The 24,395-nt window shown below is 72.6% G+C and carries 25 protein-coding genes; 11 read left to right on the forward strand and 14 right to left on the reverse strand.

Translation table 11 applies throughout. From position 1 onward, the window contains the following. Positions 1-8: 8 nt before the first annotated feature. The 3 genes from K1X13_RS18340 to era are packed head-to-tail and all read left to right on the forward strand — an operon-like array spanning position 9 to position 2,715. A complete protein-coding gene (locus K1X13_RS18340) occupies positions 9-524 on the forward strand; it encodes a SigE family RNA polymerase sigma factor (protein WP_221026578.1) in 516 nt (171 codons plus the stop codon). Then, positions 521-1,726, forward strand: a complete 1,206-nt coding sequence (locus K1X13_RS18345; protein WP_221026579.1) for a hypothetical protein — start codon at positions 521-523, stop codon at positions 1,724-1,726. Before K1X13_RS18340 ends, K1X13_RS18345 begins: the two co-directional genes overlap by 4 nt. 59 nt (positions 1,727-1,785) lie before the next feature. Then, entirely contained in the window at positions 1,786-2,715 is a 930-nt protein-coding gene (era, locus tag K1X13_RS18350) for a GTPase Era (protein WP_221026580.1), read from the forward strand. Between the two features lie 27 nt (positions 2,716-2,742). Here era and K1X13_RS18355 read toward each other — a convergent pair whose 3' ends face one another. Genes K1X13_RS18355 through K1X13_RS18370 form a run of 4 tightly spaced genes read right to left on the reverse strand, consistent with a single transcriptional unit; the run spans position 2,743 to position 5,989 of the window. Beyond that, positions 2,743-3,669 (reverse strand): septum formation family protein, encoded by a 927-nt coding sequence (locus K1X13_RS18355; protein WP_221026581.1) that lies wholly within the window; start codon positions 3,667-3,669, stop codon positions 2,743-2,745. Positions 3,670-3,685: 16 nt separating this feature from the next. Beyond that, on the reverse strand, positions 3,686-4,486 hold the full coding sequence (locus K1X13_RS18360) for a septum formation family protein (protein WP_221026582.1): 801 nt from the start codon (positions 4,484-4,486) through the stop codon (positions 3,686-3,688). A gap of 10 nt (positions 4,487-4,496) precedes the next feature. Continuing rightward, on the reverse strand, positions 4,497-4,997 hold the full coding sequence (locus K1X13_RS18365) for a flavodoxin family protein (RefSeq protein WP_221026583.1): 501 nt from the start codon (positions 4,995-4,997) through the stop codon (positions 4,497-4,499). Next, positions 4,994-5,989: a GNAT family N-acetyltransferase gene (locus K1X13_RS18370; protein WP_221026584.1), complete on the reverse strand. Its 996-nt coding sequence runs from the start codon at positions 5,987-5,989 to the stop codon at positions 4,994-4,996. The genes K1X13_RS18365 and K1X13_RS18370 overlap by 4 nt, the downstream gene beginning before the upstream one ends. A gap of 257 nt (positions 5,990-6,246) precedes the next feature. On the opposite strand from K1X13_RS18370, the gene leuA reads away from it, so the two are divergent. Continuing rightward, positions 6,247-7,965: a 2-isopropylmalate synthase gene (leuA, locus tag K1X13_RS18375; RefSeq protein WP_221026585.1), complete on the forward strand. Its 1,719-nt coding sequence runs from the start codon at positions 6,247-6,249 to the stop codon at positions 7,963-7,965. Between the two features lie 20 nt (positions 7,966-7,985). Here the strand turns inward: leuA and K1X13_RS18380 are convergent, their stop codons facing one another. Both K1X13_RS18380 and K1X13_RS18385 read right to left on the reverse strand, forming a co-directional pair. Further along, positions 7,986-8,753 (reverse strand): GNAT family N-acetyltransferase, encoded by a 768-nt coding sequence (locus K1X13_RS18380; RefSeq protein WP_221026586.1) that lies wholly within the window; start codon positions 8,751-8,753, stop codon positions 7,986-7,988. A gap of 50 nt (positions 8,754-8,803) precedes the next feature. Continuing rightward, positions 8,804-11,650, reverse strand: coding sequence for a sensor histidine kinase (locus K1X13_RS18385; protein WP_221026587.1), 2,847 nt, complete (start codon positions 11,648-11,650; stop codon positions 8,804-8,806). A gap of 162 nt (positions 11,651-11,812) precedes the next feature. On the opposite strand from K1X13_RS18385, the gene K1X13_RS18390 reads away from it, so the two are divergent. Beyond that, positions 11,813-12,676, forward strand: a complete 864-nt coding sequence (locus K1X13_RS18390) for an alpha/beta fold hydrolase (protein ID WP_221026588.1) — start codon at positions 11,813-11,815, stop codon at positions 12,674-12,676. 22 nt (positions 12,677-12,698) lie between these two features. On the opposite strand, the gene K1X13_RS18395 is transcribed toward K1X13_RS18390, so the two are convergent. Further along, complete coding sequence (locus K1X13_RS18395; protein WP_221026589.1) at positions 12,699-13,223, reverse strand: gluconokinase; 525 nt, start codon at positions 13,221-13,223, stop codon at positions 12,699-12,701. Between the two features lie 47 nt (positions 13,224-13,270). On the opposite strand from K1X13_RS18395, the gene K1X13_RS18400 reads away from it, so the two are divergent. Further along, positions 13,271-13,978, forward strand: a complete 708-nt coding sequence (locus tag K1X13_RS18400) for a FadR/GntR family transcriptional regulator (RefSeq protein WP_221026590.1) — start codon at positions 13,271-13,273, stop codon at positions 13,976-13,978. Between the two features lie 11 nt (positions 13,979-13,989). Here K1X13_RS18400 and K1X13_RS18405 read toward each other — a convergent pair whose 3' ends face one another. Next, entirely contained in the window at positions 13,990-15,459 is a 1,470-nt protein-coding gene (locus K1X13_RS18405) for a GntP family permease (RefSeq protein WP_221026591.1), read from the reverse strand. A gap of 176 nt (positions 15,460-15,635) precedes the next feature. On the opposite strand from K1X13_RS18405, the gene recO reads away from it, so the two are divergent. Then, positions 15,636-16,364: a DNA repair protein RecO gene (gene recO / locus K1X13_RS18410; RefSeq protein ID WP_221026592.1), complete on the forward strand. Its 729-nt coding sequence runs from the start codon at positions 15,636-15,638 to the stop codon at positions 16,362-16,364. Here the strand turns inward: recO and K1X13_RS18415 are convergent, their stop codons facing one another. Beyond that, complete coding sequence (locus K1X13_RS18415; RefSeq protein WP_221026593.1) at positions 16,365-16,811, reverse strand: MarR family winged helix-turn-helix transcriptional regulator; 447 nt, start codon at positions 16,809-16,811, stop codon at positions 16,365-16,367. It abuts the gene before it with no gap. Positions 16,812-16,937: 126 nt separating this feature from the next. Between K1X13_RS18415 and K1X13_RS18420 the strand changes: the two genes are divergently transcribed. Further along, positions 16,938-17,702, forward strand: a complete 765-nt coding sequence (locus K1X13_RS18420; protein WP_221026594.1) for an isoprenyl transferase — start codon at positions 16,938-16,940, stop codon at positions 17,700-17,702. Positions 17,703-17,712: 10 nt separating this feature from the next. Here K1X13_RS18420 and K1X13_RS18425 read toward each other — a convergent pair whose 3' ends face one another. From K1X13_RS18425 to K1X13_RS18445, 5 genes are all read right to left on the reverse strand, one after another. Continuing rightward, positions 17,713-18,210, reverse strand: coding sequence for a GNAT family N-acetyltransferase (locus K1X13_RS18425; RefSeq protein ID WP_221026595.1), 498 nt, complete (start codon positions 18,208-18,210; stop codon positions 17,713-17,715). A gap of 234 nt (positions 18,211-18,444) precedes the next feature. Next, positions 18,445-18,876, reverse strand: a complete 432-nt coding sequence (locus tag K1X13_RS18430) for a Fur family transcriptional regulator (protein ID WP_221026596.1) — start codon at positions 18,874-18,876, stop codon at positions 18,445-18,447. Beyond that, positions 18,863-19,870: a metal ABC transporter permease gene (locus tag K1X13_RS18435; RefSeq protein ID WP_221026597.1), complete on the reverse strand. Its 1,008-nt coding sequence runs from the start codon at positions 19,868-19,870 to the stop codon at positions 18,863-18,865. Before K1X13_RS18435 ends, K1X13_RS18430 begins: the two co-directional genes overlap by 14 nt. Then, positions 19,867-20,685, reverse strand: coding sequence for a metal ABC transporter ATP-binding protein (locus K1X13_RS18440; RefSeq protein WP_221026598.1), 819 nt, complete (start codon positions 20,683-20,685; stop codon positions 19,867-19,869). Before K1X13_RS18440 ends, K1X13_RS18435 begins: the two co-directional genes overlap by 4 nt. Continuing rightward, positions 20,682-21,632 (reverse strand): metal ABC transporter substrate-binding protein, encoded by a 951-nt coding sequence (locus K1X13_RS18445; protein ID WP_221026599.1) that lies wholly within the window; start codon positions 21,630-21,632, stop codon positions 20,682-20,684. The genes K1X13_RS18440 and K1X13_RS18445 overlap by 4 nt, the downstream gene beginning before the upstream one ends. A gap of 99 nt (positions 21,633-21,731) precedes the next feature. On the opposite strand from K1X13_RS18445, the gene K1X13_RS18450 reads away from it, so the two are divergent. The 3 genes from K1X13_RS18450 (at position 21,732) to K1X13_RS18460 (ending at position 24,355) form a co-directional block, all read left to right on the forward strand. Continuing rightward, positions 21,732-22,058 (forward strand): antibiotic biosynthesis monooxygenase family protein, encoded by a 327-nt coding sequence (locus tag K1X13_RS18450; protein ID WP_221026600.1) that lies wholly within the window; start codon positions 21,732-21,734, stop codon positions 22,056-22,058. 92 nt (positions 22,059-22,150) lie between these two features. Beyond that, positions 22,151-23,551: a glycine--tRNA ligase gene (locus K1X13_RS18455; RefSeq protein WP_221026601.1), complete on the forward strand. Its 1,401-nt coding sequence runs from the start codon at positions 22,151-22,153 to the stop codon at positions 23,549-23,551. 102 nt (positions 23,552-23,653) lie between these two features. After that, positions 23,654-24,355 (forward strand): hypothetical protein, encoded by a 702-nt coding sequence (locus K1X13_RS18460; protein ID WP_221026602.1) that lies wholly within the window; start codon positions 23,654-23,656, stop codon positions 24,353-24,355. Positions 24,356-24,395: the final 40 nt, after the last annotated feature.

Genomic DNA, 24,395 nt, shown 5'->3' on the forward strand with positions numbered 1-24,395 from the left:
GGGGACCGATGAGGGACAGCGACGAGGTCGCGTTCGGCGACTTCATGGCCGCACGATGGACGGCGCTGTTCCGCACGGCGTACCTGATCACCGGCGACCGGCACGAGGCCGAGGACCTGCTCCAGACCTCGCTCGCGAAGACCTTCGTCAGCTGGAGGCGCGTGCGGGACAAGGGTGCTGCCGACGCCTACGTCCGGCGGGTGATGGTGAACACCGCCGCCAGCCGCTGGCGCAGCGGGCGGCACGAGCAGGCCACCGACGTGCTGCCCGACGCCGGCCACGACGGCGGCGTCGAGTCGGCCACCACCCAGGTCGTCCTCTGGCAGCGGATCAGCGAGCTGCCACCGCGGATGCGCGCCACCTTGGTGCTGCGCTACTACGAGGACCTGACCGAGGCCGAGACCGCCCGCGAGATGGGCTGCTCCGTCGGTGCCGTCAAGAGCCAGACCCACCACGCACTCAAGCGGCTGCGCTCGTCCCTCGGGGACGAGATGCTCGCCGGGATCTCCCAGGGGGCACGATGAACACCGACCTCACCGACCAGGTGCACGACGCGTTCGTACGACGGGCGAACGACGTCGAGGCGCCCCCGATCGACCACGTCGCCTTCGAGGCGAAGGTCGGGCGTGCCCGCACTCGCCGCCGGGCCGGGGTCGCCGGCGCCGTGGCGGCGGTCGCGGCGGTCTCTGCCGTGACGCTGACCGCCGGCCTCGGGCTGTCCGACCTGACGGCCACCCCGGCCCCGCCGGTCGGCTCGTCCGCGCCGGACCCCGCCGGTCCCGTGGCGCCGCTGCGCAGCAAGGTCGTCTGGGTCGACGAGGGCGCGGTCACGATCTTCCAGCGAGGGGCCACCTACGCCTTCGGGTACGACGACTTGGGCCGCTTCGAGGACGCCTACCGCACCGTCGACGGCGTGCTCGTCATCGACGGGGAGAGCGGCCTGGTGCGGATGAGGCTCTCCGGGGACGGGACCGGCAAGGCGCCGCTGTCATCCCGCCGGGTCACCGCCCCCGTCGACGGCGCGGTGCAGGCGGTCGCGGTCTCCCGGGACGGCCGGACCGCGGCCTGGCTCACCCTCGGGGACCAGTTCGTGCTGCACGACCTCGTCGAGGACGAGACGGTGGCGACGTCCGAGGTCTCCCCGGGGGCGGCGGTCCTCGCCGCCGGTGAGGACCGGGCGGTGCTGTGGGACCGGGGCAGACTGGTGCTCCACGGGGACGGTGCCCCGCTGGTCGTGCCCACGTCCGACGCGATGCCCCGCGACGCCGACCTGGCCGGGCAGGTCCTCTCGGTGACGGAGTACGGCGCGAGCGGGTCGATGACCACGCGGTTCTACGACGTCGGCGCCGGCGAGCCGGCCGGTCTGCCCGGCGGGGAGGTGCCCGCCGGCCCGGGGGCGCTCTCCGCGGACGGCACCCGCTACCTCGCCGAGACGCCCGAGGCCGAGGAGCCGGCCCTGGCCGAGAACCCGGCCGCGGTCGCCCTGTTCGACACCGGGACGGGGGAGCGCGCCGACTTCACCGGGCTGCCGCTGTGGGTGCACGAGTACGTCTGGGTCGACGCGGACACGGTCGCGGTGACCGGCAGCGACCTGGCGGGCGACGGGCAGGACGAGCGGCGCGACGTGTACACCTGCGACCTCGGCAGCATGCGGTGCGTGCTGCGGGCGCCCGACGCGAACCTGGAGGACCGGGCGCCGTACCTGGTCGGCGGCTACGCCGGCTGAGCCGACGCCCGGTCACCTCCGACGACGGCGCCCCGCACGGAGGGTGGGACAATCACCGGGTGCCTGACAACGCTCCCTCCTTCCGCAGCGGGTTCGCCTCGTTCGTCGGACGACCGAACGCCGGCAAGTCGACGCTGACCAACGCCATGGTCGGCACGAAGGTGGCGATCACGTCCTCGCGGCCGCAGACCACCCGGACCGTCGTCCGCGGCATCGTGTCCCGGCCCGACGCCCAGCTCGTCCTGGTCGACACCCCCGGTCTGCACCGGCCCCGGACGTTGCTGGGGGAGCGGCTCAACGACCTGGTCAAGACGACCTGGGCGGAGGTGGACGTGGTCGCGGTCTGCTTCCCGGCCAACGAGAAGATCGGCCCCGGCGACCGGTTCATCGTCAACGAGCTGTCCAAGGTGCGTCGCACGGTCAAGGTCGCGGTGGCCACCAAGACCGACCTCGCCACGCCGGAGCAGCTCGGCGAGCACCTGCTCGCCATCGCCAGGCTCGGCGAGGAGACCGGCACCGACTGGGCCGAGATCGTGCCCGTCTCCGCGAAGTCCGGGGACCAGGTCGGCCTGCTCGCCGACCTCCTCGTCTCGCGACTGCCCGAGGGGCCGATGCTCTACCCCGACGGGGAGCTGACCGACGCGCCCGAGGAGGCGATCGTCGCCGAGCTGATCCGGGAGGCGGCCCTCGAGGGCGTGCGCGACGAGCTGCCGCACTCGATCGCGGTCGTCGTGGAGGAGATGGGTCTGCGTGAGGGACGGTCCGAGGACAAGCCGCTGCTCGACATCCACGCGAACCTGTTCGTGGAGCGGTCCTCGCAGAAGGGGATCGTGATCGGGCACAAGGGCAGCCGGCTGCGCGAGGTCGGCAGCGACGCCCGCAAGCAGATCGAGGCGATGCTCGGCACGCCGGTCTACCTCGACCTGCACGTGAAGATCGCCAAGGACTGGCAGCGCGACCCCAAGCAGCTCCGGCGCCTCGGCTTCTAGGCCGCCCGCCGGTACCCGACGGGACGGTCAGTCCGGGGCCCAGCAGAAGCCGTAGTGCTGGCCCTGCTTCCACTGCGCGCGGGTCGGCCACTCCCAGCCGTACTCGAACCGGGTCGCCGACCCCGCGCCCTCGCTCGCCACGTCGCGGCAGTCGTCGTCGCCGGCGCCCCGCACCGAGGCCGTGCCCGGGTAGCTCTCGTCGTCCCCGAGGTCGATGGTGGCCACCGCGCGCCAGGAGTGGTCACGCGAGCAGATCACCCGCGAGAACCCCGAGGTGCCGGGCGCGGCGGTGCCGCACAGCCCCCAGGTGTCCAGGGCGCCCTCCTCGTCGAGGACCGACTCGAGGCGGGAGGGGCGGGGCAGGTCGGCGAGCCGGTCGCTGGTGGCGAAGGCGACCAGGTCGCAGCGGAACCAGGTGGCGCCGCGGTCGGACTGCTCCAGGGTGGGGCTGTACCAGACCACCTCGAAGCGGCTCAGCGCCCGCAGCTGCCGGGAGCCTGCGACGTACGACGCCAGCTCGCCCGAGCACGTGCCGGCGAGCTGGTCCTGCACGACCCAGGAGTCCACGGCCACCGAGTGCCCGTCGACGACCGTGTCGAGCTCGCCGACGTGGATGGTCTGGGCGTTGTGCGCGTCGGTGCAGGGGACCGGGTCCCGCGAGCTGGTCGGCTCGGTCAGCTCCCGCAGCCGCAGCCGGTAGCAGGCGTCCTCCGGCGGGGCGGGCGGGACCTCGACGGTGGGCTCGGCGGAGGTCGTGGACTCCGACGGCCCGGCCGGCCGTGAGGTGCCCGCGGACGTCGGGGCGTCCGTCGTGCCGGTGCCGTCCGGGGAGCCGGCGGAGGCGCTCGCGCTCGTGGCCGGCGAGGCCGGGGTCGCGGTCGGCTCGCCGGTGTCACAGCCGGCGAGCAGCAGCAGCGAGGCCACCGCGGTGGCCGTCGTACGCAGGGGGGTCAACGGGGTCCGCTCCGGGCTACTGGTCGGTCTTCGCCCAGCAGATCGAGCGGCGGTTGCCGGCGGTCCACTCGGCCTCGTGGAAGTAGGTGTACCCGTAGTCGTAGTCGACCGGGTAGTTGAGCCAGGCACCCACCGAGTCGGAGCAGTAGTCGCGCGACTGCACCTCCACCATCCGGTCCCCGGGGTAGGGGTCCTTCTCCTCGCCCAGCTTGATCGTGGTCACCGCGCGCCAGTCGTGAGGCTCGCTGCAGGGGATCTTCGGCGACCCCGCCACGGTGTCGCCGTCGACGCAGGTCATCCACTGGTCGTCGGGCTTGCCGCGGAGCAGGCCCTTCGCGGTCTCGGGCAGGCTCACGAACGACTCGGACTGCTCACCGCCGCCGACCACGTCGCAGCGGTACCAGCGCGCGCCCTTGTCCCAGGCCTCCTGCGAGGGCCGGAACCAGGCCCAGGTGAGCATCGACCGCATGACCAGGCTCTCGTCACCGCCGAGGAACGCCTGGAAGCGCTTGTTGCACGTGTCGTAGATGTAGGCGCCGAGGTCGGGGTCGTCGATGTCGTCACCGACCGCGAGCCCACCCGGGAAGGTGCCGACGGTGAACGTCTCCGCGGTGTGCTCCTCGGCGCAGTCGACGACCGCGGAGGCGTTGTCCGGCCGGGTGACGTCCTCCGGCGTCAACACCCGGCAGGCACCGACCTCGGGGACCTCGATCGAGTCGCTGCTCCCGCTGGGCTCCTCGGCGGTGAGCCCCGCCGAGCACGCGCCGAGCGCGAGGAGCACCAGCGTGGTGGCCGGTGCGGCCAGGCGGGAGAGCACAGCGGAACCTCTAGGCGTCGGGGGCGATCAGTGCAGCGATGGTACCCCCGAGCTCGTACGCCGAACCCCGGTGCTCGTCGCCGACGTCACCCACCACCTCGAGCACCTCGGCGGCCTGTCGCCAGGACAGTGCCTGCACGATCGACAGCACCGAGCGGACGGCGCCGGCGGTGTCGTAGCGGCCGTGCACGTAGAGCCCGAACGGCCGTCCGGACGTGCGACCTGCGGACTCGTCGGCCGAGCCCGTGCTCGACAGCGCCCCGCCGACCCTGAGGAACGTGGTGTCGAAGAAGTGCTTGAGCGCGCCGCCCATGTAGCCGAAGTTGGCGGGCGTGCCGAGCACGTACCCGTCGGCGGCGAGCACGTCCTCCGCGGTCGCCTCGAGCGCCGGTCGTACGACGACGTCGACGCCCTCGATCGCGTCGTCCCGGGCACCTGCGAGCACCGCCTCGGTCAGCGCCTCCACGGACGGCGTGGGGGAGTGGTGCACGACGAGCAGGGTGGCGGTCATCGGGTCAGCCTGTGGGTGACGTACCGGGCGACGACCCGGGCGCCGAGCAGCTCGTTGACCGCGATCATGTGGTGGTTGCCGACCGCGTTCCAGGTGTCGGTCGCGCCGACCTCGGGGCGCTCCTGGCCGATCCAGCGCAGCATCTCGGTCTTCATCAGCAGCCCGAGGCCGTGCCCGCGGTGGGAGCGGACCACCGAGGTGTCCTCCTGGAAGCCGGTCGCAGGTGCGAACTCGTCGACGCACAGCACCGAGTGCCCGGCCCACTCGCCGGTCTCGCGGTGCCGCGCGATGACCCGGTAGACCGTCTGCCGGCGGGCCGCCATCGCCGTGTCATAGGCGGCGACCCGGTCCGCGGTCCAGTGGTCGTCCTCCTTGTCGGCGTCCTCGCTGGGGGCGTCGTTGATGATCGCGAACAGCGCCACCATGTCCTCGAGCTGCTCGACGGGCGTGGGGCCGACCATCCGGACCAGCTCGTAGTCGCCGGCCTTCGCGGCCGCCTGCGCGTGCAACCGGTCCCACAGCCCGGGCTGCGTGTCGTGCAGGGAGATCCGCCGGATGACGTTGGTGCCGACCGGCTCGTAGCGGAGCGCCGCGAGCGCGGGGATCCCGTCGGTGCCCTCGAACGCCCCCGTGTAGACCTTCGTGCGGCCCGCCTCGGCGGCCACCTCGAGCAGCGCGTCGTGCAGGGCGCGGCCACCGCCGCGGCGCCGTACGTCGGGGTGCACCACGCCGCGGTAGTAGAAGCTGTCGGTGTTGTCGCGCCACGGCAGGTCGGCGTGCACCCGCCCGACGACACGGTCGCCGTCGCGCAGCACCCACAGCGCCCCCGCGGGCGTTCCGTCCCAGCCGTGCCGGGCGGCGTGGAGCAGGGTCGGGCCGGTCACCGGCGGGATCGGCACCCCGCCGGCCGCGTCCGAGGCCCGGACCACCTCCGCCATGGCGTCGGCGGTGTCGAGGTCGAGGTCGTGGGGGTCGATGCGTTCGATGTGCACCGGCACATCCAAACAGAGGGGCCCCGCCGCCGCGCGGGGATATCAGGCCGGGGAGGAGGTGCGGGTCCTGCCGCCCGTCTCAGATCCGGCCGCTCGGCGTGCGGCCTCGGGTGGTGCGGGCTAGGCTGGTCGCCATCATGACGCAGCAGCTTCTCCTCCTTCGCTGCCGCAGCGAGGTTCGCTAGAGCCGGACCCCCTCGCTGCGGAGTTCGTCGTTGCCATCCGGACCACGAGCCGACCCGAGAAGCGAGATGTCGATGAACCCCCAGCCCTCCCCGAAGAACCCCCAGCAGCCGAGCGGCATGCCGCATCAGCGCTACCGGCCGTTCCCCGCGGTCGACGTGCCCGACCGCACCTGGCCCGACCGGACCATCACCCGGGCCCCGCGCTGGTGCGCGGTCGACCTCCGTGACGGCAACCAGGCGCTGATCGACCCGATGACGCCGGCCCGCAAGAAGAAGATGTTCCAGCTCCTCGTCGACATGGGTTACAAGGAGATCGAGGTCGGCTTCCCCAGCGCGAGCCAGACCGACTTCGACTTCGTGCGGATGCTCATCGAGGAGGACCTGATCCCCGACGACGTGGTGATCCAGGTCCTGACCCAGGCCCGCGAGCACCTGATCGAGCGGACCTACGAGGCGATCGCCGGCGCCAAGCAGGCCATCGTGCACCTGTACAACTCGACCTCGACGCTGCAGCGCCGGGTGGTGTTCGGTCTCGACATGGACGGCATCGTCGACATCGCGGTGACCGGCGCGCGGCTGTGCAAGAAGTTCGAGGAGTCCCTCCCGGAGACGACCGTCTTCTACGAGTACTCCCCGGAGTCCTACACCGGCACCGAGCTCGAGTTCGCCGCGCGGATCTGCAACGAGGTGCTCGCGGTCTTCGAGCCGACCGCCGAGAAGCCGGTGATCATCAACCTGCCGGCGACGGTGGAGATGGCCACCCCCAACGTCTACGCGGACTCCATCGAGTGGATGAACCGGCACCTCGACCACCGCGAGCACGTGGTGCTGTCGCTGCACCCCCACAACGACCGGGGTACGGCGGTCGCCGCCGCCGAGCTCGGCTACCAGGCCGGCGCGGACCGGATCGAGGGCTGCTTGTTCGGCAACGGCGAGCGCACCGGCAACGTGTGCCTGGTGACCCTGGGGCTGAACCTGTTCACCCAGGGCGTGGACCCCCAGATCGACTTCTCCGACATCGACGAGGTCCGTCGCACCGTCGAGTACTGCAACCAGCTGCCTGTGCACGAGCGGCACCCGTACGGCGGTGACCTGGTCTACACGGCGTTCTCCGGCTCGCACCAGGACGCGATCAAGAAGGGCTTCGAGGCCCTCGAGCGCGACGCCGCCGCGGCCGGCGTACCCGTGGAGGAGCAGGAGTGGCAGGTGCCGTACCTGCCGATCGACCCGAAGGACGTCGGTCGCTCCTACGAGGCCGTGATCCGGGTGAACAGCCAGTCCGGCAAGGGCGGCGTGGCCTACATCATGAAGTCCGAGCACAAGCTCGAGCTGCCCCGCCGGCTGCAGATCGAGTTCAGCCGGGTGGTCCAGCAGCACACCGACGACGAGGGCGGCGAGATGTCCTCCGAGGAGATCTGGGCCGACTTCGAGGCCGAGTACCTCGCCCGCGAGACGCCGTTGAAGCTGGACTCCGTGCATACCTCCTCGGCGGCCGGGGAGAAGGACGCGCTCGCGGTCAACGTGTGGGTGGACGGCGAGCTGCGGTCGCTGGAGGGCACCGGCAACGGCCCGATCGCGGCGTTCGTGGGCGCGGTCAACGAGCTGGACGGCAACTACGACGTCCGGGTGCTCGACTACCACGAGCACGCGCTGTCCTCGGGCGGCGACGCGATCGCGGCGGCCTACGTGGAGTGCGCGGTCGGCGACCAGATCCTGTGGGGCGTCGGCCTCGACCCGAACATCGTCACCGCCTCGCTGAAGGCCGTGATCTCCGCGGTCAACCGCGCGTAGCCGTTGCGGACCCAGGGCGCTCAGGCGTCCGGGGGCTCCGCGACGCACGCCGTGCCGACCCGGACGAAGCCGACCCGCTCGTAGACCCGGGCGACGGCGTCGTCCTGAGCGGAGAGGAACACCGTCTCCACACCACGGCGGCGGGCGTCCTCGACCAGGGCGTGGGTGATCGCGGCGCCGACCCCGAGCCGGCGTGCCCGGGGCACCACCGCGATCCCGGCCAGCTCGGTGGTGGTGCCGCGCGGCGAGTGGGAGCCCCCGCCGACGGGCCCTCGCCCGTCGTACGCGCCGGCGACGGCGAGCAGCCCGCGCTCCATCGTCCGCGGCTGGCTGCCCGGGTCGCGCGGGGTGACCTCGTCGCTGCCGGCGAAGCCCGCGCCGACGGCGGCGAGCACCGCGCCGAGCGTGGGGGAGTCGGGGGCGAGCAGGTCGACCCGGAGGCCGTCGGGGAGCGCGGGCAGCTTCGGGTCGGCGTCCTCGGGCAGCACCAGCAGCGGGCACTCGTGGACGTGCAGCCCGGACTCGCGAGCGGCGGACAGCAGTGTGGGGGTGGTCTCGTGCACCCACTCCAGCGCCTCGGGCACGCCGAGGTCGCGCTGACGCTCCCGCACCGCGTCGACGGCGGCGGCGGTGAACGGCACCTCGCCGCCCAGCCGCGGCCGTGCGTAGTACGGCCAGCCGGTCGGCTCGGTCTTCACGAACAGCGTGAAGGGGCCGGCCTCCTCGGCGGAGGCGGCCGCCCGGGGCACGGTGTCGTAGTAGGTCTCCAGCGTCTCCAGAACGGTCACGCGGGTGAGCATGTCACCTGAGCTCCCGTCGCGCACGGAGGTTTCGCAGGTCAGCGGGCCCCGGCCCCGGCGAGCTCGGCCGGCGCGACCAGCGGGAGCTGCACCAGCACCCGGGTGCCGACCAGGTGCTCGGACTGCACGTAGATCTCGCCGCCGTGGCTGCGCACGATCGACTGCACGATGGACAGGCCGAGGCCGGTGCCCTGGATCGCGCGCTCACGGGCGGTGGTGGAGCGGAAGAACCGGGTGAACAACGCCGCCTGCTCCTGTGCTGGGATGCCGATCCCGGTGTCGCCCACCTCGAGGTGGGCGTGCGTCCCGTGCTGGTCGAGCCGGCAGGTGACCCGTCCTCCGTCGTCGGTGAACTTGACCGCGTTCCCGACCAGGTTCAGCACCACCCGCTCGAGCTGGCCGCGGTCGCCGAGCACGAGCACGGGCTCGTCCGGGACCTCGAACCTGACGTCGAGCCGGCGGTCGGCGACCATCGGCCGGAGCGTCTCGTGCGCGCGGGTGAGCACCGTGCGCAGGTCGACGGTCGACTTCTCGAGGACGAACGTGCCGGCCTCGATCCGCGAGAGCGTGAGCAGGTCCTCGATCAGCACGATCAGGCGCTCGCCGTTGCGGCGGACCGCGTCGACGAGCCGGTCCTGGTCGGGGGACACCGCGCCGGCGACCCCGTCCTGGAGCATCTCGGTGTAGCCGACGATGCTGGTGATCGGGGTGCGCAGCTCGTGGCTGATGGTGGAGACGAAGTCGTTCTTGGCCCGGTCGAGGTCACGCAGCCGCTCCGCGGCCTGCCGCTCCTTCTCCAGCGTGGCCTCGAGCAGCCGCTGCCCCTCGCGCTGCTCGGTGACGTCGCGGCCGACGGCGAGGTAGCCGATGTGCTGGCCGAGCGCGTCGCGGACGGCGGTGAGCGTGACCGCGACCAGCGAGGTGCTCCCGTCCTTGTGGACGTAGGTCCAGTCGCGGGTCTCGGCGCCCCCGTCGACGTTCGCCACGAGTGCGGCGAAGCCCGGGGCGGTGCCGAGCTCCTCGGCGCGCGCCGCGAGCTCGTCGGGGTCGTGTACGTCGTCCAGCCGGGCGTGCCCGACCAGCTCCTGGGCGGAGTAGCCGAGCAGCGCCTCGGCGCCGGAGTTGAACACGGTGATCGTGCCCCGGACGTTGGTGCCGATGAACGACGTCGCGGACGCGGCCTGGAGCAGGTGGTCGAGCAGGCGGCGGGTGGTGCGCTCCTCGGTGACGTCGATCCCGGTCATCACCACGTGGCTGTGCCCGCCGTCCTCGTCGTGGAGGAAGGCGTTGGACCACACCACCCGGCGGCGCCGGCCGGAGGCGGTCAGCAGGTCGCCCTCGAAACCGGCGGGCGCCCCTCCGGACGCGGGGTGGGCGAGCATGCGGCTCACGGTCGCCCGGTCCTCCGCGGGGACGAGCCTCTCCCACAGCTTCGAGCCGGCCACCCGCTCCTCGTCGTACCCGCTGGCCCGCTGCGCGGCCGGGTTCATCCCGACCACGGTGCCGTCGACGTGCACGACCACGATCAGGCAGCCGGTGGTGTCGAGCACCGCCGAGGTGAAGTCCTTCTCGGTCCGCAGCCGCTGTGACGCCTCGTGCGCGGAGGTGACGTCGATCAGCTGGGCGGTGAACATCGGCTCGTCGCTGTCGGTGGACAGCAGCGACATCGCCACGCCGACGCGGTGGCCCGGGTTCGACGCCAGCCAGGTCTCCTCGCGCCAGCCGGCGAGCGTGCCGGCCAGCAGCGCGTCGGCGACCTCGTCGACCGGGGTCTCGGTCGCCAGCATCGGTGTCCAGGCGCGGCCCTCGAGGTCCTCGGCGGGGGCGCCCAGGATCTCGGCGGCGGTCTGGTTGAGCTGGGCGATCCGCAGCCCGTCCCCGTCCCGGCGCAGCAGCAGCATGCCGACGAAGGACTCGTCGAAGCTCTTGCGGAACAGCTGCTCGCTGGCCTGCAGCCGGGCCGTGGCCGTCCGCTTCTGCTCGACGACCACGGCGAGCGTCAGGGCGATCACCGCCGTGGCGATCAGGAAGGTCTGCACGAGCGAGACGGTGGTGCCGAGGTCGGTGACGCCGGTCGCGGCGCTCACCGCGAACGGTCCCCAGCCACGCACGGTGAGCGCGGAGGTGAGCACCCCGACGAGCACCAGCTCGACGGAGACGGCGCGCAGACCGAGCCGCAGCGCGCCCCAGATCAGCAGCGGCAGGACCAGGAAGGTGAGCCCGAGGTCCTGGCCGGGCGAGAAGACGAGGGCGGTGGCCGTGAGCAGGAGGCTCAGCTGGGCCGCGGCCTCCGCACGGCGCGCGCGGAGCGGGGAGGCGCCCACCCGCAGGGCGAGTGGCGCGATCACCAGGATCGCCGCGCCGTGCGAGGCCGTCACGGTGCGCGCGGCGGCGAGGGCGTCCCCGCCGAGGAGCAGGCCGACGGTGGCGCCGACACCGGCCCCGATCACGAGCGCGCCGAGGACGGTGGCGACCAGGAGCCGGCGCAGGTCGTCCATGGTCCTCAGGGACGGGCGGCCGCCGGTGCCGCGGGTCAGCCACCACGCCACGACGTACGCCTCGGCGGCATTGGCGAGCCCGAAGCCGGCCGCCACGGGCACCGGCCGCCCGGCCGCGGAGTTGGCCAGCGCGCTGACCAGCGCCACGGCGAGGACCAGGTAGGGACGCCAGGCGCGCGGCGCGAGGAGCAGCAGGACGGCCGACAGGCCCGCCGCGGGCCACCACACCGCCACCCGGGTGTCGGCCGGCGCGAGGAGCACCGAGGTCACGCCCAGCAGGAACACGGCGGAGAGCAGCACGGCCACGAGCAGCAGCGGGTGCCTCGTGACGAAGGCAGGCCGGGGCCCGGTCCTTCCCGGGGGACCGGCGGGGAGGCGAGGGCTCATCGGCCGTCGCCCGCACGCCTGAGGTGGGTCCCGAGAAGGCTCATGGAGCAATCCTGATGCATCCGCACCGGCGCGCGGGGCGTTTCCCGTGCTCTCGGGAGGGGCGCGGGTGTGGCCTCCACTACGCTCGGGAACCTGTTCACCTACCGACGGGATGTGCGGATGGCGACCTTGGTCTCGGAGCGGATCGGCCAGTTCTTCCTCGACGAGGACCGGATCGAGTACACCGAGTACGGAGCCGGTGACCGCTGGGTGGTGCTCGTGCACGGCCAGCTGATGCCGCGCCGCATGCACCAGCCGCTTGCCCGCACCCTCGCAGGCGAGGGCTTCCACGTGGTCGCCGTGGACCTCCTCGGACACGGCCGCTCCGACCGGCCCACCGACCCGATGCAGTACTCGATGACCGCGTTCGGCGAGCAGGTGGTCGCCCTGCTCGACCACCTCGACGCCCCGCAGGCGGTGGTGGGGGGTACGTCGCTGGGCGCGAACGTCTCGCTCGAGGTGGCCGCCGCCGCGCCGGACCGGGTCCGGGGCCTGCTGCTCGAGATGCCCGTGCTCGACAACGCCGTGGAGGCCGGCATCATCGCGTTCGCGCCGCTGATGTTCGCGGCCCGCTTCGTGCCGGCCTCGGTGAGCGCCGTACGGGCGGTGAGCAGGATGGTGCCGCGCGGCCTCGTGCCGTTCTGGGCCGGCGTGGTGCTCGACACGCTGAACCAGCGTCCGGCGCCCATGGCGGCCACGATCCACGGCATCTTCTTCGGCCGGATCGCGCCCGCCACCGGGCTGCGCCGCACGATCACCGCGCCGGCGATGGTGGTCGGCCACCCGCGCGACCCGGTGCACCCGTGGGCGGACGCCGCGATGCTCGCCGAGGAGATGCCGCACGCCCGCTTCGTGCAGGCAGGCGGCATCCTCGAGTGGCGGATGCGCCCGGCCCGCCTCGACAAGGAGGCGATCGCCTTCGTCGAGGAGTGCTGGCGCCCCGCGGCCCGCCGCAGGCCCCGCAAGACCGCCCGACCGGGCTGACCGGAGGGCCTCGCGGGAGCGGTCAGCCGGCGGTGACCCCGAGGGCCGCGCGGGCCCGGGCCATTACCTCGGACAGGGGCGCGGCCACGTCGACCACCACGCCGCGCTCGTCGTCCTCGAGCGGCTCGAGGGTGTCGAACTGCGAGCGGAGCAGCGAGGGCGGCATGAAGTGCTCGCGCTCCCGCATCCGCCGCTCGAGCACGGCGAAGTCGGCGTGCAGGTGCACGAAGAACGACTCCGTGCCGGGGACGCCCTCACGGAGGACGTCGCGGTAGCAGCGGCGTAGCGCGGAGCAGGTCAGCACGGTGGACAACCCCTCGGCGTGCCGGTCCCGGGTGACCTGGGCCAGCGCGCGCAGCCACGGCATCCGGTCCTCGTCGGTGAGCGGCGTGCCCGACGACATCTTCGCGATGTTCGCCGCCGGGTGGTAGCTGTCGCCCTCCACCAGGGTGACCCCGAGGTCCGCGGCGAGCAGCGCCCCGACGGTGGACTTGCCGGTCCCGGACACCCCCATCACGACGACGTGCAGCGGCGCGGCGGGCGTCATCGCCGCACCTCCCCGGTGCGGCTCGTGCGCTCGCTAGGCTGCCTGGCATGGCCACCCTGCACAGCGACGTCCTCGCCGACCTCGGCCCGCGCATCGTGGGCGGGGCGCTGCCGGAGGGTGCGACGCTCACCCTGGAGTGGCTCGGCGAGGAGTACGGCGTCTCGCGGACCGTGGCCCGCGAGGTGATCCAGGTGCTCGTGTCCATGGGGCTCGTGGAGAGCCGGCGCCGTACCGGCATCCGGGTCCGTCCACGCCAGGAGTGGGACGCCTTCGACCCCGCCGTGATCCGCTGGCGGCTCGCCGGCGCCGGCCGGTCGACCCACCTGCACGAGCTGTCGCAGCTGCGCGCCGCCGTCGAGCCGGCGTCCGCCGCGCTCGCCGCCGACCACGCCACCGCCGAGCAGCGCCGCGAGGTGGTCCGCCTGGCCGAGGAGCTCGAGGTGACCGGCGCCGCGGGTGACCTCCGCACCTTCCTCGAGCACGACATCGCCTTCCACCGGCTGCTGCTCGAGGCCTCGGGCAACGTGATGTTCGCGGGGCTCGGGGAGGTCGTGGAGGAGGTGCTGCGGGGCCGCACCGACCACCACCTGATGCCGCCGGAGCCCAAGCCCGAGGCCCGCCGCCTGCACCAGATGGTGGCGCAGGCGGTGGCCTCCGGCGAGCCGGACGTCGCCCGCGCCGCGATGACGACGATCTGCCTGGAGGTCGCGACCGAGGTCGCCTCCACGATCGGCGGCACCCGCGACGCGAGCTGAACGTCCGAAGGTCACGTCACGACCCACAGCACGGAGGCGATCGCGAACGCGGTGACGCCGAGCGTCGTCTCCATCACGGTCCAGGTCTTCAGCGTGGTCTTCTCGTCCATCCCGAAGAACCGGCTGACCAGCCAGAAGCCGGAGTCGTTCACGTGCGAGAGCACGGTGGCGCCGGCGGCGATCGCGACCACGACGAGGGCGAGCTTGAAGTCGGTGAGCGCGGCCTCGTCGGCCTGACCCGCGATCAGACCGGCCGTGGTGGTCAGCGCGACGGTGGCCGACCCCTGCGCCACGCGCAGCGCGGTCGCGATCAGGAACGCCGCGAGCAGCAGCGGGATGCCGACGTTCTCCAGCGACTCGGTCAGCGCCGTGCCGATGCCGCTGGTGCGCAGCACGAAGCCGAACATGCCGCCCGCGCCGGTGATCAGGATGATCGAGCAGATCGGGGCCAGCGCCGCGTCGAGGATGTCGCTGGTCTCCGCGAGCGAGCGGCCGCGGGTGCCGAGGACGGCGATCGCGACGAGCAGCGTGATCAGCAGGGCCACCGGGGTGTTGCCGGCGAGCTGGAGGTACTCCACCCAGACGTTGCCCTCGGGGATCGCGCCGGTGGTGACCAAGGTGGTGAGCACGGTGTTGAAGGAGATCAGCGCGAGCGGGAGGAGCAGCAGGCCGAACACGGTGCCGAAGGAGGGCGTCGTGCGGGTCCGGGTGAGCACGGTGCCGGAGGCGGTGCCCGCGTCCGTGCCGGTCGCGCCGCCCCGGGTGCCGGTGGTGTCGTCGTACGTCGTACCGGGAGTGGTGCCGCCGTTGACCTCGCCGAACAGCAGGTCGGGCAGCGGGATGTCGAAGCGGGCGCCGAGCACCTTCGAGACGAGGTAGACGCCGACGTACCAGGAGACGATCGCGACGGGCAGGCCCACGAGGAGGACCACGCCGATGTCCGCGCTGATGGCCTCACCGGCGGCGACCGGTCCGGGGTGCGGCGGGACGAGCGCGTGCATCGCGGCGAAGGCGCCGGCCGCGGGGATCGCGTAGTAGAGCACGGAGCCGCCGAAGCGGCGGGCCACGGTGAGGATGATCGGCAGGAAGACCACGAGGCCGGCGTCGAAGAAGATCGGGAAGCCGAAGATCAGCGCGGCGACACCGAGCGCGAAGGGCGCCCGCTTCTCGCCGAAGCGGTTGATCAGGGTGTCGGCGAGGACCTGGGCCCCGCCGGTGACCTCGAGCAGCCGGCCGAGCATGACCCCGAAACCGACCAGGAGCGCGACGGCGCCCAGGGTGCCGCCGAAGCCGAAGAGCAGTGTCGCGGGCACGTCGGCGACCGGGATTCCCGCGACGACCGCGGTGATGAGGCTGACCAGCACGAGCGACACGAACGCGTGCAGCCGCAGCTTCATGATCAGGAACAGCAGGAGGGCGACGGCGACGGCGGCGATGACCAGCAGGGTGGCCGTGCCGTGGACCGGTGCAATGGGATCCACGAGTGGTCTCCAGGGGTTCGAGGGCATCGGTGTGATGCCGGGCTGTGATGCCCGTTACAGGGCGCGCCCTACTGTGACCGAAAGGTATTACCTTTGGCAAGCCCTGGTGACGGAATCATGTCGGCTCCGCGGGAGGTCGGCTCGGACATCGTGGCCCGGCGAGGGAGAATGGCGACGTGGGTCTCTACCGTGACGAAGCCGTGGTGCTGCGCACCCAGAAGCTGGGTGAGGCGGACCGGATCATCACGCTGCTGACCCGGGGCAACGGCCGGGTCCGCGCGGTCGCGAAGGGCGTCCGCCGTACCAGCTCCCGGTTCGGGTCCCGGCTGGAGCCGTTCACGTACGTCGACCTCCAGCTCGCCGAGGGCCGGTCCCTCGACGTGGTGACCCAGGCCGAGACGCTCTCGCCGTTCGCGGCCAGGATCGGCTCCGACTACGAGCGCTACACCGCCGGCACGGTGATGCTCGAGACCGCCGAGCGGCTGGTCATCGAGGACAAGGAGCCGGCGCTCCAGCAGTTCCTGCTGCTGATCGGGGCCCTCCGGGCGATGTCGTCGGGGGAGCGGTCGCCCTCGGCGGTGCTCGACTCGTTCCTGCTGCGCTCGCTGTCGGTGGCCGGCTACGCGCCGTCGTTCGACGGGTGTGCCCGCTGTGGCCTCGAGGGGCCGCACCGCGCCTTCAGCCCCTCCGGGGGCGGGATGCTCTGCTCCACCTGCCGCGTCCCGGGGTCGGCCAGCCCCGCCGTGGAGACCGTCGCGCTGCTCGGCGCCCTGCTCGCCGGTGACTGGGCGGTCGTCGAGGCCAGCGAGCCGCGGCACCGCAAGGAGGCGACCGGGCTGGTCGCGGCCTACCTCGCCTGGCACCTCGAGCGCGGGCTCAAGTCCCTCTCGCACGTGGAGCGCTGATCAGGAGGAGCGCTCCAGCAGCGCGTCCATCGAGGTGTTGAACTTCTCGAGCAGCCGGCCGAGCTCGGCGCGGTCGTCGTCGGACCAGTCGGCGAGGATCTCGTCGAGCCGGTGGCGGCGGAACTCCCGGGTGCGCTCGAGCACCACCCGGCCCTCGTCGGTCAGGTCCAGGATCGAGGCCCGCCGGTCGGCGGAGTCGGTGTGCCGCTCGGCCAGGCCGGCGCGCTCGAGAGCCTGCACCTGGCGGGTGATCGTGGAGGGGTCGAGGCCGAACGCGGAGGCGAAGGAGCCGAGCCGCTGGGGGCCCTCGTCGGCCACCCGGCACATGATCCCGTAGGCCGAGCGGTCGAGTTCCATCTCCCCGGAGGAGGTGGAGATGTGGATGCGCTGCACGCGCCGCAGCAGCGTCGTCATCTGCTGCTCGATCTTGTCGTTGCCGCCGGCCATGGTCCGTCCTGCTTCCGGGGTCCTGGCCCATGTCCCACGGGTGAGGCATAGGTTTGTCGGCATCATACGGCCGGACCAGGGAGGACGAGGGTGGCTCGAGGCAGGAAGGTGACGTCGCGTCCGCCGGTGCGCGCACCCCGTCCCCATCCCTCCGGCGCCACGCCTCCGGCGATCCCCTCCGAGCTCGTCCCGCACCACGTCGCGGTGGTGATGGACGGCAACGGCCGGTGGGCGAAGGAGCGCGGACTGCCGCGCACCGCCGGGCACGAGCAGGGCGAGCACTCGCTGTTCGACGTGGTCGAGGGTGCCATCGAGATCGGCGTGAAGGCGGTGTCGGCGTACGCCTTCTCCACCGAGAACTGGAAGCGCTCGCCGGACGAGGTCCGCTTCCTCATGGGCTTCAACCGCGACGTGATCCGCCGTCGGCGCGACGAGATGCACGAGCTCGGTGTCCGGGTCCGCTGGGCCGGTCGCGAGCCGAGGCTCTGGCGCTCGGTGGTCAAGGAGCTCAAGGAGGCCGAGGAGCTCACCCGCGACAACGACGTGCTGACGCTGACGATGTGCGTGAACTACGGCGGCCGCGCCGAGCTCGCCGACGCCGCGCGCTCGATCGCCCGGGAGGTCGCGGCCGGGAGGCTCGACCCGGAGAAGGTCGACGAGAAGACCTTCGCGCGGCACCTCTACGTCCCCGAGCTGTCCGAGGCCGACCTGGTCTGGCGGACGTCGGGGGAGGAGCGGCTCTCGAACTTCATGCTCTGGCAGGCGGCGTACTCCGAGCTCGTCTTCAGCGACGTGCTCTGGCCCGACGTGGACCGTCGCCACCTGTGGCAGGCCGTGGACACCTACGCACGCCGCGACCGGCGGTACGGCGGCGCGCTCCCCAACGCCTGACGGGGGCCGCTCAGGCCTCGGGGCCGGTGAGGTCCAGGTACATCACGTGCAGGCCGACGAAGCCGTGCACGGGGTGCCGGAACGCGCCGGGCACGGTGCCCAGGACCTCGAAGCCGAGCGCCTGCCACAGGTGCACGGCGGCCTCGTTGGTCTCCACGACCGCGTTGAACTGCATGCCGCGGTAGCCGGCCGCCCGCGCCCAGTCCACGGTGTGCCGGCCCAGCGCCCGGCCGACGCCGCGGCCGTGTGCCGCCGGGTCGACCATGAAGCTCGCGGTGGCCACGTGGTCACCGCGACCGGGGCGGTTCGGGCCCATCTTCGCCGAGCCGAGGACCCGGCCGGCGTCCACCGCGACCACGGTGCGGCCCGGCGGCCGCTCCATCCACAGCGAGCGCGCCTCGTCGTACCGCGGCTCGGGGAAGGCGTAGGTCTCCCCGGCGACGACGATCGCCTCGTAGATCGGCCAGATCGCGTCCCAGTCGGCGTCGGTGGCGGTGCGGATCTCCATGCCGCGCAGGCTAGCGGCGTGCGCCGCCGGTCCGCGAGCCGGTTCACCGGTGCAGGCGGGCCTCGTAGCCGGGCAGCTCCGCGTCCCGCCCGGAAAGTTCCGCGGCGCTCCCCGCCCTCCTGCCCCGGACGTCACGAACCGCACACGTGTGGAGCTGTGACACGTCCCGGCACGAGGACCGTGCCACGACCGCACACGTGTGCCGTTGTGACTGGCCGCGGTGCCGCCCCCGCGTCAGGCGCAGGTGGGGCAGGTGCCGAAGATCTCGAGCGTGTGGCTGACGTCGGTGAAGCCGTGCTGCGCGGCGACGGAGTCCGACCACTTCTCGACGGCCGGCCCCTCGACCTCCACGGTGCGGCCACAGGCGCGGCAGACCAGGTGGTGGTGGTGCGAGGTGCTGCACCGGCGGTAGATCGCCTCGCCCTCCTCGGTGCGCAGCATGTCGACGTCGCCGTTGTCCGCGAGCGCCTGGAGGGTGCGGTAGACCGTGGACAGCCCGACGTTCTCGCCGCTGCGGCGGAGCAGGTCGTGGATGTCCTGGGCGCTGCGGAAGTCGTCGAAGGACTGCAGCGCCGACGCCACCGCGCGCCGCTGGCGGGTGGGCCGCGCCCCGGCGATCGACGGGGCGGTGGCCGGGTCCTCGGTCTTCCGGCTAGTGCTCGTCATAGTGGCTCCCGTGGGGTGCGTGCCGGTGGCCGTCGTGGACGTAGTCCACGTGGTCGCCGTGGGGGACGGCGGCATGCCCGCAGTCCTCGCCGTGCTCGTGGGCGTGGGACTCCGGTACGACGGTGTGGTCGGCGGCGAGCGCGAGGTCGTCCTCGGCCGTCGCGACGAAGGGGGCGGCGAGCCGCTGCCGGCGGCGCAGCCACACGCCGAGCGGCCAGGCCGCCATGAAGCCGGCCAGGGCGAGGAGCACGATCGTCGACCCGGGCGGGATGTTCGGCACGTAGGCCGCCGTGACCAGCCCGCCGGTCGACGCGAGCGTGCCGAGGCCCATGGCGAGCAGGAGCGTCGTGCGGAAGCCGCGGGTGACCTGCTGTGCGGTGGCCACCGGCACGACCATCAGCGCGCTGACCAGGAGCAGGCCCACCGTGCGCATCGCCACGGTCACGGTGACCGCGGCCATCACGGCGACCAGGATGTTGTAGAACCGCACGTTGAGTCCGGCCACCCGGGCGAACTCCGCGTCCTGGGCGACCGCGAACAGTTGCGGAGACAGCCCGACCGCGACGACGACCACGACCGCGGCGAGCACGACGGTGACCCACACGTCCCCCGAGTCGATCGCCAGGATCGAGCCGAACAGGTAGGTCTGGAGCGTGTTGGCGCCCTGCCCGGCGAGACCGATCAGCATGACGCCGCCGGCGATGCCGCCGTAGAACAGCAGGGCCAGGGCGACGTCGCCGCTGGTGCGGCCCTGCTCGCGGATCACCTCGATCACCACGGCGCCGATGATCGCGACGACCACCGCGGTCACAGTGGGGGAGGTGCCGGTGAGCAGGCCGAGCGCGACGCCGGTGACCGCGATGTGGCCGATCCCGTCGCCCATCAGCGAGAGCCGGCGCTGCACGAGGTAGGTGCCGACCGCCGGGGCGGCGAGACCGGTGAAGAGCGCGGCGACGAGCGCGCGGACCAGGAAGTCGTACTCCAGGAAGCTCATGCGTCACCTCGTCGCGCGCTCTGGTCGAGCGGGGAGGTCACGACCGGGATGTGGTCGGAGGGCCTGCCCTGCAGGTCGGGGTGGTGGTGCCCCTGCCCGGCGAGCCCGGCGTGCTCCACCTCGTGCGCGGTCGCCACCGGGGCGCCGTCGTACGCCACCCGGCCGTCGCGCATCACCACGGTCCGGCCGATCAGCGGCGCCAGCGGGCCGAGCTCGTGGGCGACGAGGATGATCGTCGCGCCGCGGTCGACGAGCGCGCCCAGCGCGTCGGCGAATGCCTGCTGGCTGACCAGGTCGACGCCGGCGGTCGGCTCGTCGAGGACGAGGACGTCCGGGTCCCCGGCGAGCGCCCGGGCGATCAGCACCCGCTGCTGCTGGCCGCCGGAGAGGGTGGCGCAGCCGTCCTTGGCGCGGTCGGAGAGGCCGACCGCCGCGATCGCGTCGCGTACGGCGGCGCGGTCCTCGGCGCGCAGGGGCCGGAGGAACGGTCGGCGGGCGAGCCGCCCCGAGGCCACGACCTCCCACACGGTGGCCGGCACGCCGGAGGTGGCGCTGACCCGCTGGGGGACGAAGCCGATCCGCTGCCAGTCGTGGAAGTCGTCCAGCGGCGTGCCGAAGAGGGACACCTCGCCGCGGCTGGTCGGGACCAGCCCCATCATCGCGCGGACCAGCGTCGACTTGCCCGACCCGTTCGCGCCGAGGACCGCGACGACCTCGCCCTGCTGGACGGTGAGGTCGATGCCGCGCAGGACGGGGCGGCCGCCGAGCGCGACCGCGCCGTCGCGGATCCGGACCACCGGCTCGGGGGCGCTCATCGGCAGCCGTTCGCCTGCTGGAGGGCCCGGAGGTTGGCACGCATGAGGGAAAGGTAGTCCTCCTGGCCGGAGTCGGCGGGGAGTCCCTCGACCGGGTCGAGCACGCCGGTCTCCAGGTCGAGGTCGGAGGCGAGGGTCCGGGCCATGGCCGGGCTGGCGAGCGTCTCCGAGAAGACGGTGGTGACCCCGGTCTCCCGGATCAGGTCCTCGAGCTCGGCGAGGTGGGCCGGGGAGGGCTCGACGTCGGGGGAGAGCCCGGCGACGGCCTCGAAGGTGAGGCCGTACTTCTCCAGGTAGCCGAACGCGTCGTGGCTGACCACGACCGTGTCGAGCTCGCAGCCGGTCAGACCCTCGCGGTAGTCCGCGTCGAGCTGCTCGAGGTCGGCCCGGAGGTCGGCGAGGTTGGCGCGGTAGTCCGCGGCGTGGTCGGGGTCGACCTCGGCCATCTGCTCGGTGAACGCGGTCGCCGCCTCGCCGAGGAGCACGGGGTCGAGCCAGAAGTGCGGGTCGCCGGCCTCACCCTCGTGCGCGGCGTGCTCCTCGGCGCTCTCGCCCTCGTGCCCGGGCTCCTCCTCCGCGGCGTGCAGCGAGACCACCTCGGCCGCGTCCACGACCGAACCGGAGGCGTTCTGCTCGACCGCCTCGTCGACGGCGGGCTGGTACCCGCGCAGGTAGAACGTGAGGTCGGCGCCGGCGATCGCGGCGGTCTTCTCGACGTTGAGCTCCAGGTCGTGCGACTCGACCCCGGGCGCGGTCAGCTGCTCGACCTCCACGTGCTCCCCGGCCACCCGCTCCGCGACGTACTCCAGGGGGTAGAACGACGCCACGACCCGCGGACCGGTGCCCGTTCCGCCGCCGCCCAGCGGGTCGCCGCACGCGGCGAGAAGGGGCGCGAGGAGGGCGAGCGCAGCGACGGCACGGAGACGCGGCGCCGGTGACTTCTTCATGAGAATCATTCTCAATGCGATTGGGAACCATTGTCAAACGGGCTGGTTGTGGCACGCCCTCGCGGCGGGCGGGCGGCCGCGCGGGCGTAGGGTCGCCCCGTGCTGGTGGTGAACAGGTTCAGGGTCGCGGAGGCCGATGCGGCGTCGTTCCGGGGCGACCTGGAGACGGCGCACGGACTGCTGGCTTCGCGGCCCGGGTACGTCGACGGGACGGTCGGCCGGAACGTCGACGACCCGTCGCTGTGGGTGCTGCAGACCCGGTGGGCCGACGTGGGCAGCTACCGGCGCGCGCTGTCGGCGTACGACGTCAAGCTCGGCGCCGTACCGCTGCTGTCGCGCGCCCTCGACGAGCCGTCCGCCTACGAGGTCGTCGACCCCGGCGACGGCGCCGTGCTGAACGAGGCCAGGCCGCGCGATCTGCGCTGACCCACGGGGATTCCCGATTGACCCGCAGCGATAGTCTGAGTCTTCGCTGTCAGCCAGGCAGTGCCCCCGACTGATGGAGCCGGAAGCCCAAGATGAGCAAGCAAAAAGCGAGTGCCAACGTCGACAACATCGTCTCTCTCTGCAAGCGCCGGGGCTTCGTGTACCCGTGCGGCGAGATCTACGGCGGCACCCGGTCGGCCTGGGACTACGGACCGCTCGGCGTGGAGCTGAAGGAGAACATCAAGCGTCAGTGGTGGCGCTCCATGGTGCAGTCCCGCGAGGACGTCGTCGGCCTCGACTCGTCGGTGATCCTGCCCACCAAGGTGTGGGAGGCCTCGGGCCACCTGTCGGCCTTCGTGGACCCGCTCATCGAGTGCCAGTCCTGCCACAAGCGCTTCCGCCAGGACCACCTGCAGGAGGCGTACGCGGAGAAGAAGGGCCTCGACGACCCCGACGCGGTCGGCATGGACCTCATCGCCTGCCCCAACTGCGGCACGAAGAACGCCTGGACCGAGCCGCGGATGTTCAACGGCCTGCTCAAGACGTTCCTCGGCCCCGTCGAGTCCGAGGAGGGCCTGCACTTCCTCCGCCCGGAGACCGCGCAGGGCATCTTCGTGAACTTCGCGAACGTGATGAACTCCTCGCGCCGCAAGCCGCCGTTCGGCATCGGCCAGATCGGCAAGAGCTTCCGCAACGAGATCACCCCGGGCAACTTCATCTTCCGCACCCGCGAGTTCGAGCAGATGGAGTTGGAGTTCTTCGTCAAGCCCGGTGAGGACGAGGGCTGGCACCAGGCCTGGATCGACCTGCGCACCGAGTGGTACACCGACCTCGGCATCGACCCCGACAACCTGCGCCACTACGAGCACCCGACCGAGAAGCTGTCGCACTACTCCAAGCGCACCGTCGACATCGAGTACCGCTTCCAGTTCCAGGGCTCGGAGTGGGGCGAGCTCGAGGGCGTCGCGAACCGCACCGACTTCGACCTCAGCACGCACGCCAAGCACTCCGGCCAGGACCTGTCGTACTTCGACCAGGCCACCGGCGAGCGCTGGACGCCGTACGTCATCGAGCCCGCAGCCGGCGTGAACCGCTCGATGATGGCGTTCCTCATCGACGCCTACGCCGAGGACGAGGCGCCCAACGCCAAGGGCGGCGTCGACAAGCGCACCGTGCTCAAGCTCGACCACCGGCTCGCGCCGGTCAAGGTCGCGGTGCTGCCGCTGTCGCGCAACGCCGACCTCTCGCCGAAGGCCAAGGGCCTCGCCGCGGACCTGCGCACGGTGTGGAACGTGGAGTTCGACGACGCGGGCGCGATCGGCCGCCGCTACCGCCGCCAGGACGAGATCGGCACGCCGTACTGCGTGACCGTCGACTTCGACACCCTCGAGGACAACGCGGTCACCGTGCGCGAGCGCGACACCATGAAGCAGGAGCGGATCGGCCTCGACCAGATCAAGTCCTACTTCGCCGAGCGCCTGCTCGGCTGCTGATCGCAGGACCCGACCGGGACACCCCCGACCGTCGGCGCCGCCGGAGCCCTCCAGGGCTCCGGCGGCGTTTTGCCGTGTACGGGCGATGTGCACAATGAACGGGTGCGTCCTACGAAGAACACCACCCTGCCCATCCGCTCGCTGACCCTCGCGGCCGCCTCCGCGCTCGTCCTCGCCGGGTGCGGATCAGGCGGCGACGAGGCGTCGCAGACCCCGAGCAGCACGGTCAGCGTCTCGCCCTCCCCGAGCAGCACGGTCTCCGTGCCCGCGGGTGCCGAGCTGACCGAGATCGGCGCGGACCTCGCCTTCGGCGACACCGCGACGGTGATCTACGAGCCGAACCAGAAGAAGGGGACCGTCCTCGACCTCACGGTGGAGAGCGCCCGGCGGGGCTCGACCAAGGACTTCTCCGGGTTCATCCTCGACGAGGCCGCCCGCGCCTCGACGCCGTACTACGTCGACGTGAAGGTGAGGAACACCGGCGAGGGCGAGCTCGGCGGGACGCCGGTCCCGCTGTGGGGCGTCGACGACCGGAACACCCTGCTGCCCCCGGCGGCGTTCACCACGACCTTCCCGACGTGCGCGTCGAAGCCGCTGCCGGACGAGTTCAAGCCCGGATCGTCGTTCTCGACCTGCCTGGTCTTCCTGGCCCCGGACCGCGGCACGATGACCGCGGTCAGCTTCCGGCCCAACCAGGACTTCGACCCGATCGAGTGGACCGGCGACATCGCCACCCCCAAGCCGGAGCCGAAGAAGGACACCAAGAAGCCCGACGTGCAGAAGCAGGGCGAGAAACAGCGCTGACCCTGCGAGCGAAGGTGCGCCCGGGACGCCGGATTTGGGC

This window comes from Nocardioides jiangsuensis (genome assembly GCF_019679455.1).
Taxonomy (GTDB): domain Bacteria; phylum Actinomycetota; class Actinomycetes; order Propionibacteriales; family Nocardioidaceae; genus Nocardioides_C; species Nocardioides_C jiangsuensis.

Bases quoted from the DNA above. Each gene is read 5' to 3' on its own strand.
- K1X13_RS18345 (WP_221026579.1), top strand. From the start codon at position 521: ATGAACACCGACCTCACCGACCAGGTGCACGACGCGTTCGTACGACGG.
- K1X13_RS18365 (WP_221026583.1), bottom strand. From the start codon at position 4,997: ATGACCGCCACCCTGCTCGTCGTGCACCACTCCCCCACGCCGTCCGTG.
- K1X13_RS18445 (WP_221026599.1), bottom strand. From the start codon at position 21,632: ATGAAGAAGTCACCGGCGCCGCGTCTCCGTGCCGTCGCTGCGCTCGCC.
- K1X13_RS18385 (WP_221026587.1), bottom strand. From the start codon at position 11,650: ATGAGCCCTCGCCTCCCCGCCGGTCCCCCGGGAAGGACCGGGCCCCGG.
- K1X13_RS18455 (WP_221026601.1), top strand. From the start codon at position 22,151: ATGAGCAAGCAAAAAGCGAGTGCCAACGTCGACAACATCGTCTCTCTC.
- K1X13_RS18440 (WP_221026598.1), bottom strand. From the start codon at position 20,685: ATGAGCGCCCCCGAGCCGGTGGTCCGGATCCGCGACGGCGCGGTCGCG.
- leuA (WP_221026585.1), top strand. From the start codon at position 6,247: ATGAACCCCCAGCCCTCCCCGAAGAACCCCCAGCAGCCGAGCGGCATG.
- K1X13_RS18430 (WP_221026596.1), bottom strand. From the start codon at position 18,876: ATGACGAGCACTAGCCGGAAGACCGAGGACCCGGCCACCGCCCCGTCG.
- K1X13_RS18390 (WP_221026588.1), top strand. From the start codon at position 11,813: ATGGCGACCTTGGTCTCGGAGCGGATCGGCCAGTTCTTCCTCGACGAG.
- K1X13_RS18400 (WP_221026590.1), top strand. From the start codon at position 13,271: ATGGCCACCCTGCACAGCGACGTCCTCGCCGACCTCGGCCCGCGCATC.
- K1X13_RS18340 (WP_221026578.1), top strand. From the start codon at position 9: ATGAGGGACAGCGACGAGGTCGCGTTCGGCGACTTCATGGCCGCACGA.
- K1X13_RS18395 (WP_221026589.1), bottom strand. From the start codon at position 13,223: ATGACGCCCGCCGCGCCGCTGCACGTCGTCGTGATGGGGGTGTCCGGG.
- K1X13_RS18415 (WP_221026593.1), bottom strand. From the start codon at position 16,811: ATGGCCGGCGGCAACGACAAGATCGAGCAGCAGATGACGACGCTGCTG.
- K1X13_RS18425 (WP_221026595.1), bottom strand. From the start codon at position 18,210: ATGGAGATCCGCACCGCCACCGACGCCGACTGGGACGCGATCTGGCCG.
- K1X13_RS18435 (WP_221026597.1), bottom strand. From the start codon at position 19,870: ATGAGCTTCCTGGAGTACGACTTCCTGGTCCGCGCGCTCGTCGCCGCG.